Consider the following 14,817-nt stretch of genomic DNA (forward strand, 5'->3'; position numbering starts at 1 on the left):
ACTGCCCACTTCACTTCATTTGAATATACGTTTTTGCCCATGCAAAAACACCTCCGAATTAGTACTTTGTTTAAGTGTACCATTCCGAAGGTGTTTTATAGTGTCTCGTTAATTTAGGTTAGTCTACATCGTAATCGTACGAGGGACGGTTTTTCAGCTGCTATTATACTGCATAAAGTAGAGATCGCCGGCAGATTGGTGTTTCACGAATGGTTCGTTTCCTCCCGGACTCTTGCTTTTTCATAAAGCAGCGTCATTTCTGTTGTGTACTTTTTTATTTCGTCATGTGTTTTGGCGTGTTGGACTTTTTCTTCGAGCTCAGCCAATTTTTTCTTTTCTTCTTTTGTTAAATACTCATAATCCACGGTCATCACTTGAGTTCCCTCCCCGGGCACTTTCATTTTCAATCTATTAACAGTATGACAACTTTTACGGATTTTAGACAATGTCTCAATATATGAATAGAGGCAGAAGCAGTAGAATGCTCATTGTTGAAAGAAATTGGAGGTTTATAAATGAATTTTATCTATGCTTTGAATATATCATACCTCGCTGTCATAAGTAAATTTTTCCGTCTGCTCGAGGAGGGCGGTTTATAAACCAACTAATGTACTTCTGCAGGTTGTCACAGGTGGATATAAAGTACAGTGGAAGCCATGCCGTCCATTCTGTTATGCACAATAATTAAAAGTGTTATTCGTATATTTTTTTTCATTAATTTAGCATTGGAATGAATTTCAAGAGTCAATTACACAACGAAAAATGCGAATATTAAAATTTACTTTCTCTTTATCATTCGACTTTCGATTCAGGCGAACGCTTTCCGTTAGCTTTGCCTCATCCTCCTCAGCAGCAAAAAGCTGCCTGAGGGGTCTTCACCTCATGGCTTGTCGAGACTTCTGAAAAAAATACTATTGGGAAAGAAAGTCTGTAAATTAATAAGAAAGGTTGTATAAGGTTGATTCTCCCTGCGCAAACTCGCTTGCTCCGCTCTTGTCAACCATCACTTTTATTACATGTAATGGAATACTCATACACATGACTGTCGGTAATTGAACTTTTTCAGCAGCCTTTTTTCCGGAAAAGACAGCAGAGCTCCTCAGACAGCACATGATTGACTTCCTTTTCATTGAGCTTATAGTAGCTCCACGTTCCTTTTGTTTCTTTTAATATAAAATCTGCTTCGAGTAATATTTTCAAATGATAGGAAAGCTTGGACTGAGGAATCTCTAAAATATCAATAAGATCACAAACACAGACGCTCTCATGCCTGCTTAGTTCATGCATGATTTCAAGCCGTTTTTCATCGGCCAGTGCTTTAAATTTTTTCTTATATTCCGCGAATGATAATGTGCTCTTTGTTTCAGTCTGAATAGGAATCATGGCCACTTCTCCTTTCTTTTCATCAATTTTTTTTGATTAAATTAATTATAATGCCTGGGTATTGAAAAAGCAAATAAACAACCGCCTGCTGTGGTGCTTGCGGTGTGTATGATCAGCGAATTTTCGAGCGTCATGAGCGATAACCTCATTTTCTTCGGTCTCGAAGTCATGCGTATTCAAGGGGCGATGGCGATTTGATTTTTACAGCTAATGTGAAACGAATCGTTAAACGAATGAAGGAATAGAGAGCACAAACCACTTGAAATTAGGCGAAAAGCGGGGGCTGTATCATAAATGATACTCGCCCCCTTATTCATGGTAAAAATGCAGTGGACAAGTCCTTCGCTTTCCGTGGGCAGCGCTTCAGCTAACCGGGCGAAACCCGCGCCCGGCGGATCTTCAGCCGCTGCTCTTCCCACTGAAGTCTCCGGACTTGTCCCCTGCTCTCTTCTATTTAGGATACTACTTTTTCTATAAAAAGGGGCTTTTGCTACAGCCCCCGCTTTATTAAAATTCTACTTTTAAAAGACCTTCCGTTTTTCAGTGGCCTCCAAAACCCGCCCCGGTCTTTTTTTGGCTGGAGCTTATCCTCTATGCGATATTCAATATAGGGTGATTATACTTAGATGGAAGAACGCAGGGCGGCGACTCCGTCGCGATCAACGCCGTCTGAAAATCCATTCTGTCGAAGCTTTGCTGAGGTCAGAATTAGTTGAAGACAATCCCCACGGAAAGCGTCCGCCTGCAGGGATGAAATCAACAAATTCTTTCTTATATATCAAAAAAGCGCAGCCAGGCAGGGGCTGCGCCGGTATAGATATTAAGCTTTTAAGCCGAGCAGGCTTTTCAGCTTGGCAAAAAATCCTTTTTTTACATCAAGCGACATAAGCGGGACTGATTCACCGAGTATGCGGCGTGCAATATTGCGGTATCCTATCGAAGCACGGCTGTTAGGGTTCATCGCAATCGGCTCCCCCTTATGGGCTGCTTTTAAGACTTCCTCATCGTCCACGATCATTCCCAATAAATCGATTGACAGGGTAGATACTACATCGTCCACGTCGAGCATATCGCCGTTATCGGCAAGATTACTGCGGACGCGGTTAACCACCAGCTTAGGTGGCTGAATGTTTTCCTGTTCCAGGAGTCCGATAATCCGATCGGCATCCCGGACAGCTGAAGTGTCCGGTGTGGTGACCACTATCGCCTGCTCTGCTCCGGATACAGCATTTTTGTAGCCTTGTTCGATCCCGGCAGGGCAATCTATCAATATGTAGTCATATTCCGGCTTTAATTCCTCAACAATTAATTTCATCTGTTCCGGGCTGAGTGCTGACTTATCACTTGTCTGGGCAGCAGGAAGCAAGTGCAGACAATCGAAGCGCTTGTCCCTGATGAGTGCCTGCTTTACTCTGCATCGGCCTTCCGCTGCGTCTACAAGATCATAAATGATACGATTTTCAAGGCCCATTACGACATCGAGATTACGAAGCCCAATGTCCGTATCAATTAAACAGACACTTTTCCCCTGCAGAGCAAGAGCTGTGCCGATATTTGCAGAAGTCGTAGTTTTTCCGACTCCTCCTTTACCTGATGTTATTACGATAGCCTCTCCCACTGCAATTCCTCCTTCCAGACGTAAAACCATTTTCCGTCTTCCGTATCATCGCTCTGTTTTGTTCGTTCTTCCGATTATCCATAATATTATATCGATTCCTCTGAAGTGCTGTCAGTAGACTGAAATTGATTAAGCATTCTTGTTTTTTCAAATAAAATTTCAGATTCCTGGGTTTCTGGAGCAATATACGCAAATACCGGTTCTTTAAATAAAGGACCGTTGACCGTTTTTTCGTAACGGTCCGGTGCATAATAGATGCGGTCATGGATGGAGATCTGATTCGGAGACATCACCGATGCGCAGACTACGGCATTGGTTCGTCCCTCAATCCCGGCGCGGGCCGTTCCGCTTAGAGTTCCCATTATATAAATGTTACCGGTTGCTTCGACGGTTCCGCCCGGATTGACGTCGCCGAGCAGAAGTACGTCTCCATTTGCCTTTAATACCTGGCCTGACCGGACAATCTTCGTAAAAGATGTCAGCCCTGTTTCTTCCTGTAGTTTCTTTGCCTGTTCTTTTGAAATCACATGGGAAATAAGCTCCCCAATGCGGATCGTCCCGGTTTCTTCTAGTAATCTATGAATATCTTTTCTGCGTTCCTCCGAAAGATAGCGATAGCCTGCGTCTACTTTTACCTCTACCTCTGGTCCGTTTTCGAATACTTTTTTATCCCGGGTGATTTTCTCTTTTAATTCTTTCGTTAACAACTCAAAGGAGCATTCGTCATCTAACAGAATCGTGAGACCATCTTTTGTTCCTTTGATTGTAACGAGATTTTTTGCGGAACCTGCATTCATCTGTGTCACCTCTGGCACCTTGAGCCTTTATCCTTTTCTTATTTCTGCCCACGACTGATTATCTTCCACAACCATTGAATAAAATCCTGCAACCACCATTCTGATATTAGCGCTGTTTCAAATCTTCATAGCTGTCCATCTGCAGTATCATTTTCTTTACAGGTATGAGAAACAGCATAGCAGCGAGACCATTTAAGATCAATGAAGGGAGTAATCTGGTCACAAAAAATTCCTCAAAAATAATATCCGTATAGCCGATGACGTAATAAAAGCCGTATGTCATCCATTCAAATATAAAAATGGCCCCGATAAGTATCAGCATCTGCCAGCCGTAGCTTTCCCGGATGGAATACATAGTGAACGAGCTGATGTAGGCGGTAAAGCCAAAGCTGAACATATAGATACCTATGATATCAATAAATACAAAATCATACAGTGCCCCGACGGCCACTCCTAACAAAACCGCCTGAAACGGGCCTCTGTATATCCCTGCAAGTACGACTATGATCAAGGTGAAACGCGGTACGAGAACATAGGCATCACCCGAGGAAGGCGGAAAAAATATTTGAAACCATGTGCTCTCTATGATGAACAGTAAAAAAAGAAGGGCAGGAAGTATAAAACGTATCATGGCGTCGTTCCGCCTTCTATGTCTTCCTGCTCAAGTTCCACCGGCTCATCCTCGTCTTCTTCCGGGGCATTTGTGCCTTCCTCGACTTCTTGTTCCAGGTCTTCATCCAGACTATCCGTCGTTCTTTCGATAACGTTTACCTGTTCGATATTATAAAAGTCTGATGAAGGTTTGACAAGAGCATTATAGGTCAGCCCGTATTCATCAGGCTCTATTTCTTCTATCTCCCCGATGGAAAGACCTCTTGGGAAAATCCCTCCCAGCCCGGAAGTGCTGATTCTCTGGCCTTCTTTAATATCAGCATCAGATTCAATCTTTCGCAGCATTAAACCTTCTCGTTCTTCATCCCAGCCTTCAATAAAACCGTAAACCGGATCGTTCTCCGTATGTACCATTGCGGATACTCGGTTTGTACGGTTCCCGTCTGATAGCAGTTGGACAGTGGAGGTAAATGCTGAAACACTCTGAATCTTACCGACCAGGCCTTCTGGAGTTATAACGGCCATATCCTTTTCAATTCCGTTCTCCCGGCCTTTATTAATACCGATCGTTTCTGTCCAGCGGTCCGGCGCTCGATGTATTACCAGTGCGGACCGCATAACGTAATCTGTGAGACTTTCCTCGGAGTCTGCCATCTCTTTTAAGGTTTGATTTTCATGCTTCACGCTCTCAAGCTCCGATGATAGGGCAGCGTATTCTTCAAGCCGGGACTTAAGTACTTTATTTTCTTCGTATACGTTCAGCAGATCATCAATGTTCTCAAAGAAACCCGCTGCTGCATGAGCGGGCAGACTAAATACAGTTTGGACGAGTCCTGATGCATCCCGGGCAAACTGCTCCGGCCAAGTAACAGAATCCCGATCCCGAATCGAAAAACCAATGACTGCGACGAGAATGATAATACTGACCATCAATATGATGAGTCGTTTATTTGAGAAGAAATGGGGCATCCCTTACACAACCTTTACTGGCTGTTCCGGCCGGAGCGCGATGTGATTCCCGCTTTTGACCGAAATAAATGAAGATTTTCAAGAGCTCTTCCTGTTCCTAAAGCCACACAATCCAGCGGGTCCTCTGCCACAAGCACTGGAATATTAGTTTCTTCGCCAAGTACGCGATCCAGGTTTCTCAGCAGGGCTCCTCCGCCTGTAAGGACAATGCCGCGGTCCATAATGTCTGACGCCAGTTCAGGAGGAGATTTTTCAAGGGTGGCTTTGACCGTATCAATGATCGTATTGACCGTATCAGCAAGCGCTCCAGCAATTTCTTCCGGTGCTACATTAATCGTTTTCGGCAGTCCTGACACGAGATCCCGGCCGCGGATATCCATGCCTTCCGACGATGCGTCTGGTGTTCCGGCATATCCCGCTTCCACTTTTACTGCTTCAGAGGTCCGTTCTCCAATCATGAGATTGTATTTTTTCTTAATGTACTGCAAAATGGCTTCGTCCATTTCATCTCCGGCAACACGGATGGACTGGCACGTAACGATTCCGCCCAGGGAGATGATTGCTACCTCCGTCGTTCCGCCCCCAATGTCTACGACCATGCTCCCGGTTGGCTCCCATACTGGAAGATCTGCTCCGATAGCTGCCGCAAACGGCTCTTCAATCGTGTAAGCCTCCCTTGCGCCGGCCTGCTTTGTCGCATCTTCTACGGCCCGCTTCTCCACCGCTGTAATTCCTGAAGGCACACATACCATAACATTTGGTTTACGAGTAAAAATGGAACGCGTTTTCTGGGCTTGGCTGATAAAATACTTCATCATCGTCGCCGTCGTATCAAAATCCGCAATGACTCCGTCTTTCATGGGGCGGACAGCAACAATATTACCAGGCGTTCTTCCAATCATATTCCTTGCATCATTACCGACAGCTTCAATAGTACGGGTGTCCGTGCGCAGCGCCACCACAGATGGTTCCCGGACGACTACCCCCTTCCCTTTCACGTACACAAGGGTATTGGCTGTACCGAGGTCTATTCCAAGATCCTTTGAAAAACCACCAAACATCTATGTATCTCCCTTCATCCTTCACTTACTCATCACCAATTGTTATTATTTCAAAGCTTCTTTCATAATTCTTACTGCCTCTCATTATACGGAAAACACACAAAAAAACATACCCTTCTCTGTTCACTGCACAGAAAGGTCCCACTATTACTATAACTTAAATAGTGTATAAGATTTACGAAAAATCATCAAGAAGTTTCAGATGAATTAGAATAAGAAAGGACTATTATCTCGTTTTATAGACAGTCCTGTTCCTTTAGACTGACAAAACGCCGGTCCCCTATAATGATATGATCGAGCACATCGATCCCTAATATACGTCCGCATTCCATTAATCGTTTTGTAACTTCAATGTCTTCACGGCTTGGGGTGGGGTCTCCGGAAGGGTGATTATGCAGGCAGATTAAAGAAGCAGCTGAACGGCGTAATGCCTCTTTAAAAAGCTCACGGGGATGGACGATGCTTGAATTGAGACTTCCAATGAAAAGTGTCTGCTTATGAATGACTTGATTTTTCGTATTCAGGCAGAGAATTACAAAGTGTTCCTGCTTTAAAAAGCGCATATCCTCCATAACATAACGCGAAACGTCTTCAGGTGACCGGATAATATAAGGATCCTCTTCCGTATACGTATGGATGCGGCGGCCTAGTTCAACTGCCGCTCTTAATTCAATCGCTTTTGCAGCTCCGATTCCTCTTATCTCCTGTAGTTCTTCGATCGCTGCTTCTTTAAGAAACGGGAGCCCGTCAAAATGAAAAAGAACCCGCTGGGCGAGAGAAAGCACTGATTCACTTTTGGTTCCGGTGCGGAGAAGAACTGCTAAAAGCTCTTGATTGGTCAGGCGTTCCGGACCTTCTTTAACCAGCTTTTCACGGGGACGTTCACGGACAGGTACATCTTTAATCAAAACAGAAACTTCACTCAATCGATTCCCTCCTGGGCAGCCTGACACGAGTTTACTGGACGTTCCTGCTGAAGGATGGGTAGATGCCGAGAATACTCAGCTCTCTGGCGAGACGCGCGATCGGAAGGCCGACAACATTAAAATAATCACCTTCTATACGGCGCACAAATAAGCGGCCTTTTCCTTGAATGCCATAAGCTCCTGCTTTATCGTACGGCTCATCCGTTGAAAGGTACGCTTCGAGCATTCCATCTTCGAGCTTATAGAATGTGACATCTGTTTTGACATGAAAAATCTCGATGTCATTTTCAGATTTCACGGCTACACCTGTATAGACACTATGTGTTGCACCCGAGAGGCGTTTCAGCATCGCTCTTGCTTCTTCGGTATCGGATGGCTTCTCAAGGATATCATTTTTAATAGCAACCACAGTGTCCGCTCCGATGATTACGGCCGTTTCATCTATATTATGACTTGCCTCTGCCTTGCGGGCTGCCAGCTCTTCTACCGCCTCAGCAGGAGTGCTTTCATCCGAAACGTGTTCACTGGCTTCTGATTTTTTTGTAGTAAAAGTATATCCGGCTTGTTCGAGTAGTTCTTTTCGTCGGGGTGATTGTGAGGCAAGGATAAGTGAAGGCATGAAGGGGCCACCTTTCCAATTAGTTAGAGTATAGTTATCTATATTGTACTAGGTGCCCTATTATTTTACCAAATGATGCAATCACCAACAAGAAAATATTTCCTCGACTGTGCTGTGATTTTATTTCTAAGCATCATTAAACAAGTGCACCGCTTCCTCATAATAAATTACAGCTTCCATTGTCTCCCTATGCATTGTAATAGGAAGCTCTCCATCGTCTTCAAGGACATTTTTTACATTTTCCAGTCCTTTGTAAAAGTCAGCGTATTCCTTTTGTTCGGAATCCTTCCAGGCTTGAGAATTATTAAGCAGCTCTTCGTATTCGTTCATAAATTCTTTAGGGTCGTCGGAAGCTGCCGTTTTCATGAGCAGGCTTTTGCCTGCAAGCAACCATTCCCGTTGTTGTTTTTTTCCATCTTTAATCATCGGTTCAGTAATTTCCCGTTTCTTTTCAAAGACTTCAATATCTTTACCCTGAAAAGTCTTCAGCATATCTCCCGCCTCTTTCTCTTCGAACGCTACACCTACAAATAAATAGTACCAGTCGCCGTCATGGGTAAGCATGCCTGGAAAGCCATCTGCCTGCAGAGACGAATGCATTTCTGCAGCTTTTTGTTCCCCAGTAAATGCTCCTGCCTGAATAAAGCTTGCGGTTAATCGGTCTTCGTAGGATGCAGTAAGAGCGGGGTCTTCTTCACCGGCTGAGCCGGTTGTCGGCGTCGCTTCTGCAGAAAAAAGCTGAATGATCATCATTCCAAAAAGCAGTCCAATCACTATCGCGCCGGCTGTGATCGATAGAAAATAAAGGGATGGCTTCATTATTTCTGATTTTTTCTTGCGTTTTAGCTTGGCAGGCAGTGACGGACGATTCTTCTGAAACGCATCTTCCTTGCTGTCTTCTGCCAAAGACGCCGCTTCTTCCTGTTCAAACAGCCGCTTGTCCTTCCAGTCAATAATAGCAAGCGGCTCCTGTTTGGAGTTTTCCTGGTCAGGAGGTGCCGGTCGGCCAGCTTCTTCACTCAGCTTTTTGCCATTTACCTTAATAGAGACATCGTGCTTGTCCTTTTTCATCACTTCGATCCTCCCTGCGCTCTATGTATGGGTAACCTTAGCACAGCAGAGTTAAAAAAGAACAAGACATTTGTCGCCTTGCTCTCAAAAAGATTGTCAATCGGCGCTGCCCTGCAGAAAAAGGCATTCGTTTAAGCAGGGAGTTGACCTTAAAACATTCCTTTCAGGTACCAGTCCAAAAGCGCTCTACCCCAAAAAAGAGTAAGAATACTTCCGGCTGCAATAAATGGACCGAATGGTATTGGAACGCCGCGTTTTACTTTTCCAGCCACCAGCCCTGGCAGGCCCGCGGCTGCACCTAGCAGTACGGAAAGAAAAAACGCTACCAATGTCAGCTCCCAGCCAAAAAATAATCCAATAATGGCAAATAATTTAATATCTCCCCCTCCCATTCCCCCCTTGCTTACTACTCCAATAAGAAGTAATAGGAAAAAGCCTGCAGCGGTTCCAGCAGCCATGTCCCACCATGGCTCGAGCCGATCTGTACTTACCCGCAGCAGCACTAGCATCACGCCAAAAAATAGTAAAATTTTATCCGGAATGCGCATATAGCGGATATCTGTCACCGTAATAATTACAAGCAATGAAAGAAACAATACCGCAGAGAGAAACTCCCAGGAAAATCCATAGAGAAGCCATGCGCCGACAAACAATCCGGCCGTTGCTGCTTCGATCAATGGGTAGAGCGGAGACAGTTTCGTCCCGCAGCATTTCCCTTTTCCTTTTAATAAAACATACGAAAAAAGCGGGATCAATTCCATTGCGACAAGCGCAGTGCCGCATTTTGGGCAATTCGACCGTGGATAAATGAAGGATTCTCCGGCTGGAAGTCTCATTCCCACCACATTATAAAAGGAACCTAAAATAAGTCCTGCTGTCGTGATATACAGTATGTAAACAGCCTCCATCGTCATTCCTGCTTTCTCTGATCTATTTTTTGTTATATGAATCAATTTCATAAATGCTATTCTGAATGTAAAACACGAACATTCGATTGTAGTGTAAGGCGACGACTTCAGGTCGATTAAAACAATGCCTAGCAGGATGAGATCAAGCCCGCTAAAGGATTTTTCTATTATCATATCAATCTTCGGATTTCTTTAATAGTCGACAGGACTGCTTCCTTTATGACTTTGTAACATTATCTTGTATGATAGAAATAAAGTATCGTTTTAGAGAGGCTGTGTGGAAATGGAGTCAAACTCGATCCTGATTGTCGAAGATGAAGAAAAGCTTGCAAGAGTCATAACCCTGGAGTTAGAGCATGAAGGTTACAGCACGACGGCAGTTCACACCGGAAAGGAAGGGCTGAACCTGGCAGAAAGTAGAAACTTCGATTTGATCCTGCTTGATATAATGCTTCCAGAAATGAGTGGTCTTGAAATTCTGAGACGCTTCCGCCGAAAAGATGCAGTAACTCCGGTTATTTTATTAACTGCCAGAAATGAAGTGCCAGACAAAGTCAGCGGTCTTGATTTAGGGGCAAATGATTATGTCACCAAACCATTTGAAATAGAAGAGCTGCTCGCCCGGATCCGCGTGCTGCTCCGTTACCGCCGGGAGGAGAGCGCTCCTGCAGACGAGGTTCTGCATGCCGGGGACCTGTCGGTAAATTTACTGACCAGGGAAATTGCCAGAGACGGAGTGACGATTGAGATGACCCCCCGTGAATTCGACCTGCTCGTTTTTCTTATGCAAAATAAAAACCAGGTCCTGACCAGAGATCAGCTGCTTGAGAACGTCTGGGGGTTTGATTATATGGGGGACACTAACGTTGTAGATGTTTACATCCGCTACATACGTAAGAAAGTAGACCTTCCCTTCTCCTCTCCGCTCATTCAAACCGTCCGCGGAGTCGGGTATCGGATGAAAGGCTCATAATCATGAAGATCAAAACGAAAATTCAACTATATGCCACAATCTGGATGCTGCTGCTGCTGCTGGCGACAAATACAGCCATCTATTATTTATTTAATCAAATAACTTCTGATTCAGAACTGACTCGACTGCAATCCCAGGCTGATACAATTGTGGAAACGATTAACGACAGTGATAATTTGGACAGTCGCAGACTTTTCACAGCTTACCTGCCAGCCAATGGAATGATCCGTGTTATTGAAAATAATGAAAATACGATTCAGACAGTAACGAAGGAGGACCGCTTCCGGGAACTGCCTTATTCATTCAGTACTTCGGAATCTGCTTCCTCCTACGTTACAGAAGAAGGCGAGCGCTATGGCATGGTAAGCCGGCCGATGATCTGGGAAAACGGCGAAGTCGTCACGCTGCAGCTTTCGGAACACCTCGTCTCGCTCGAAAACAACATGAATGGACTGAGAATTGTTCTGTTGATTTCCTCTCTTTTTGTACTTATTCCTACCATTATCGGAGGCAGGCTGCTTGGAAACCTGTTTCTCAGGCCGCTGCGGAGTGCTGTGCATACGATGCAGGATATTCAGGAACGCGGTGAGCTTAAAAAAATAAATATTGATGACCAGTCTAAAGATGAAATTTATGAGATGGGCGAGACATTCAACCATATGATCGACCGGCTGCAGGAGAATTTTGAAAAACAAAAAAATTTCGTGTCCGATGCCTCCCATGAGTTAAAAACACCTCTGTCGATTATCGACAGCTATACAAGAATGCTGAAACGGTGGGGGACGCAAAAACCCGATGTAATGGAAGAGTCGATTGAAGCTATTCTTACGGAATCAACCCGCATGAAAAGAATGCTCGAACAAATGCTGATGCTGGCACGTGATGAATCAACAGAAGAGCTGCAGCGGACCTCGTTTGATATTGCCGGCTTAGCTGCCAAAGCCGCCCAGCTGTTTACTGCCTCCTACAACCGTCATATTTCTGCCGATATTCCAGACCAGCCTGTATTTGTTTTTGCTGATGAAGAAAAATTAAAACAGGTGCTGTATATTCTACTCGATAACGCGGTGAAATACAGCGAAGCTGATGTATGGATTTCTATTAAACAAGATGAAAAAACTGTCCAGGCAGTGATTAAGGATAGCGGCTCCGGCATTCCGGAGGAGGAACAGGAGAAAATTTTTAACCGGTTTTACCGGCTGGATAAAGCCCGCAGCAGAGAAACCGGAGGATCTGGTCTTGGTTTAGCGATCGCTGCCGAAATAATTAAAGCTCATTTAGGAGAAATTACAGTCGAAAGCAGGCCAGGTGAAGGCGCTGCCTTTATCATTACCCTTCCCACTGGAACATAATGGTTTCTTTTCTTTTTCTCATCAAATTCTAATCTTTCACTAAGCGGTTCCTCATGTTGCCGGGGTAAGATGAATGTACAATAACTCGAAGGGAGAAAGAAAAAAATGAAGAAATTAATCATCGCTACCGCTTGTGTCGCCGTTATCGGAGTAACAGCAGTTGGAATTCAGCAATTTACTGCATTCGGAGATGAGCAGGGCAGTCCCGGGGGAGGCAGTGACCGCCTCAGCATCGAAGAAGCAAAAGAGCGAGCTCAGGATCACTATCCTGGAAGTGTTCAGGAAATTGAGCTTGAAACAGATGACGGCAAAGAGGTTTACGATATGGAAATTGTCGGCGAGAAATATAAGTATGAATTAAAGCTGGATGCAAACAGTGGAGAAGTCGTTCACCTTGATGAAAAAGAACGCACCTCCTCTGAGAAAGCCAACCAAAATGATGATAACGACGACACCGAAGCTGCAGATGACAGTGGAGCCGGGGAAAACGGAGATGACAAAAATTCTGGAAGTAATTCATCCAGCGGCTATCCGGTCAGCATGGACGAAGCCATTCAAATTGCTCTTGACGAAGTCGGAGGTACCGTAAAGGAAGCAGAGCTTGATGAAGATGATGGCATCAGCTATTACGATTTTGAAATTAATACTGATAACGGCGAGGCTGAAGTAGAAGTGAATGCCCAGACAGGAGAAATTATCGTTATATCCTATGACGACTAAAGAAGGAAGGTAAAGAGCCCCCATTAAACCTTCACATAGGATGAGAATGTATGAGCCGGGGTCTTTTTTTTTATGTTCTCTAACCCGATGGAGACCCTCCTGCTACGGAGGATACACTCATCGTTAAGCGGGAAACGAGCTTTGTAACGGTGGATAATTTCCCCGGTTCGGTGGATATCGCTCATTTGCAAGGGAAATATCGCAGCTTCGGTGGATAAACCACCCGAGGGCGGCATAAGCTGGCCGTCTCGTCGATATCGCTCTCGACCAGGGGATACCTCCCTGCTTGGGGGGATATGCTCTCCGCTTCACGGGAAACGAGCTCCGGTTCGGGGGATACCCGCCCCAAAGAAGAACTGAAGCAGGATGCAGCCTCCCCATGTGATTACGAGATTCTACAAAAATTCTTTACGAAAGCGGCGTCACAGACATTCTCGTTGCACTCATCGACAGCAATATGATGCTACTTGTTTTTATCTCCAACAAGCTCTCCTCTGACTTCAGAAATAAAATAAAGCGAGCCTGCGAAGACGATTAATGTATCAGGGCTGCTTTGCTGTAAAGCTTCATCAAAGGCCTGCTGCCACGAGTGGTAAGCTTTCGTGTTAGGAAGTGGACTTTGTGAAGCGACCTCTTCAGCACTTGCTGCTCTCGGAAAATCATATGTCACCGCTGCTGTGTTTTTCACATTATCAAATTGCTGCAGTGGAGCAAGAATATCCTGCGGTTTCTTTTCCTTTGTCATGCCGACAATTAAGGAAAGGGTTTTTTCAGGAAAATGTGCAGCAAGCGCCTGCGCGAGGCTTTCCATTCCCTCGGGATTGTGAGCCCCATCCAGCAGCACGGCTGTCTCGTTTGCCTTCAATAGCTCAAGCCTCCCCGGCCAAAAGGCTTTTTCGAGGCCGCTGCGAATGTGTGCCTCATCAACCGGCAGGGCATAATACATCATTAAATAACGCAGCACGAACAAAGCAGCTGCGGCATTTTTCGTCTGATGCTCTCCAAGCATTGCAATTCGTAAATCCTTCCAGCCTGTAAGCAGGGAATGAAAAGAAAACGACCACCCTTCCGCGGCCGGTTCAGCACCGCTTACCGAAAATTCGTGACCGAGTCTGTACATTTTTGTCCTGTTATTTTCGATTTCTTTTTCCATCACAGCAAGCGGCTCAGGCCGCTGTTCACAAGTGACGAGCGGCACTCCGGACTTAATGATACCTGCTTTTTCATAAGCGATTTCTTCGATTTTATCCCCTAAAAATTGTTGGTGGTCGTGCCCTACATTCGTGATGACACTAATCATCGGATGCATCGCGTTAGTGGAATCAAGGCGGCCGCCGAGCCCCACCTCCCAAATAACGACATCGGGAAACGCTTTCGATCGGAAATAGTGTGCAGCGATGACTGTAAGAACCTCAAATTCTGTCGGTATCCCAAATGGAGTTCTTGCAATGCTTTCTGCAACCGGCTTTACTGCCTGTGTGCATTCGAGAAAATCCTGCTTTGATATTGGCTCGCTGTTTACTGAAATGCGTTCTCTAAAATCATTGACATAGGGTGAGGTAAACGTTCCGCAGACAATTCCAGCCTCCTCCATCGGCTTTTTTAAAAATGTTACCGTCGAGCCTTTTCCATTCGTCCCCCCGACGTGAATGCTTTTCAAACGCCGTTCCGGATTACCGATGCCTTCAAGCATCATCGTGACCCGCTCGAGGCCGGGCCTGACTCCGGCTGAAGTAAACGACGTCAACCATTCTCGTGCTTCTTCATATGTGTTCATAGCTAGGCTGCTCCTTTCAAGCATGAGAAAG

The 14,817-nt window shown here is 45.1% G+C and carries 15 protein-coding genes; 3 read left to right on the forward strand and 12 right to left on the reverse strand.

Annotated features, from left to right (window positions below; genetic code table 11):
- Positions 1–203 precede the first annotated feature (203 nt).
- The 11 genes from ACE4RR_RS13515 to ACE4RR_RS13565 form a co-directional block, all read right to left on the reverse strand.
- Positions 204–374 carry a hypothetical protein gene (locus ACE4RR_RS13515; RefSeq protein ID WP_375535959.1) on the reverse strand — a complete coding sequence of 57 codons (171 nt, stop codon included), beginning with the start codon at positions 372–374 and terminating at the stop codon, positions 204–206.
- Positions 375–1,062: 688 nt separating this feature from the next.
- The gene (locus ACE4RR_RS13520; protein ID WP_375535960.1) at positions 1,063–1,383 is read right to left on the reverse strand and encodes an ArsR/SmtB family transcription factor; all 321 of its coding nucleotides are present in this window, start codon (positions 1,381–1,383) and stop codon (positions 1,063–1,065) included.
- An 820-nt stretch (positions 1,384–2,203) separates the two neighbouring features.
- Positions 2,204–3,001 carry a septum site-determining protein MinD gene (gene minD / locus ACE4RR_RS13525; RefSeq protein WP_375535961.1) on the reverse strand — a complete coding sequence of 266 codons (798 nt, stop codon included), beginning with the start codon at positions 2,999–3,001 and terminating at the stop codon, positions 2,204–2,206.
- An 86-nt stretch (positions 3,002–3,087) separates the two neighbouring features.
- Positions 3,088–3,798: a septum site-determining protein MinC gene (minC, locus tag ACE4RR_RS13530; protein WP_375536037.1), complete on the reverse strand. Its 711-nt coding sequence runs from the start codon at positions 3,796–3,798 to the stop codon at positions 3,088–3,090.
- A gap of 106 nt (positions 3,799–3,904) precedes the next feature.
- On the reverse strand, positions 3,905–4,429 hold the full coding sequence (gene mreD, locus ACE4RR_RS13535) for a rod shape-determining protein MreD (RefSeq protein ID WP_375535962.1): 525 nt from the start codon (positions 4,427–4,429) through the stop codon (positions 3,905–3,907).
- Positions 4,426–5,379 (reverse strand): rod shape-determining protein MreC, encoded by a 954-nt coding sequence (mreC, locus tag ACE4RR_RS13540; protein WP_375535963.1) that lies wholly within the window; start codon positions 5,377–5,379, stop codon positions 4,426–4,428. The genes mreD and mreC overlap by 4 nt, the downstream gene beginning before the upstream one ends.
- 14 nt (positions 5,380–5,393) lie before the next feature.
- Complete coding sequence (locus ACE4RR_RS13545) at positions 5,394–6,440, reverse strand: rod shape-determining protein (RefSeq protein WP_375535964.1); 1,047 nt, start codon at positions 6,438–6,440, stop codon at positions 5,394–5,396.
- A gap of 236 nt (positions 6,441–6,676) precedes the next feature.
- Complete coding sequence (radC, locus tag ACE4RR_RS13550; protein ID WP_375535965.1) at positions 6,677–7,366, reverse strand: RadC family protein; 690 nt, start codon at positions 7,364–7,366, stop codon at positions 6,677–6,679.
- Positions 7,367–7,397: 31 nt separating this feature from the next.
- A complete protein-coding gene (locus ACE4RR_RS13555) occupies positions 7,398–7,985 on the reverse strand; it encodes a Maf family protein (protein ID WP_375535966.1) in 588 nt (195 codons plus the stop codon).
- A 126-nt stretch (positions 7,986–8,111) separates the two neighbouring features.
- Entirely contained in the window at positions 8,112–9,056 is a 945-nt protein-coding gene (locus tag ACE4RR_RS13560; protein WP_375535967.1) for a hypothetical protein, read from the reverse strand.
- A 149-nt stretch (positions 9,057–9,205) separates the two neighbouring features.
- Positions 9,206–9,964 carry a prepilin peptidase gene (locus ACE4RR_RS13565; protein WP_375535968.1) on the reverse strand — a complete coding sequence of 253 codons (759 nt, stop codon included), beginning with the start codon at positions 9,962–9,964 and terminating at the stop codon, positions 9,206–9,208.
- 283 nt (positions 9,965–10,247) lie between these two features.
- Here ACE4RR_RS13565 and ACE4RR_RS13570 point away from each other — a divergent pair, with 283 nt between their 5' ends.
- The 3 genes from ACE4RR_RS13570 (at position 10,248) to ACE4RR_RS13580 (ending at position 13,009) form a co-directional block, all read left to right on the forward strand.
- Positions 10,248–10,937 (forward strand): response regulator transcription factor, encoded by a 690-nt coding sequence (locus ACE4RR_RS13570; protein WP_375535969.1) that lies wholly within the window; start codon positions 10,248–10,250, stop codon positions 10,935–10,937.
- Positions 10,938–10,939: 2 nt separating this feature from the next.
- The gene (locus ACE4RR_RS13575; protein WP_375535970.1) at positions 10,940–12,289 is read left to right on the forward strand and encodes a sensor histidine kinase; all 1,350 of its coding nucleotides are present in this window, start codon (positions 10,940–10,942) and stop codon (positions 12,287–12,289) included.
- Positions 12,290–12,394: 105 nt separating this feature from the next.
- Positions 12,395–13,009, forward strand: coding sequence for a PepSY domain-containing protein (locus ACE4RR_RS13580; RefSeq protein WP_375535971.1), 615 nt, complete (start codon positions 12,395–12,397; stop codon positions 13,007–13,009).
- 463 nt (positions 13,010–13,472) lie between these two features.
- Here ACE4RR_RS13580 and ACE4RR_RS13585 read toward each other — a convergent pair whose 3' ends face one another.
- Positions 13,473–14,786 carry a bifunctional folylpolyglutamate synthase/dihydrofolate synthase gene (locus tag ACE4RR_RS13585; protein ID WP_375535972.1) on the reverse strand — a complete coding sequence of 438 codons (1,314 nt, stop codon included), beginning with the start codon at positions 14,784–14,786 and terminating at the stop codon, positions 13,473–13,475.
- Positions 14,787–14,817: the final 31 nt, after the last annotated feature.

The organism is Alteribacillus sp. HJP-4, assembly GCF_042139015.1.
In the GTDB taxonomy this organism is placed as follows: domain Bacteria; phylum Bacillota; class Bacilli; order Bacillales; family Marinococcaceae; genus JBHIKY01.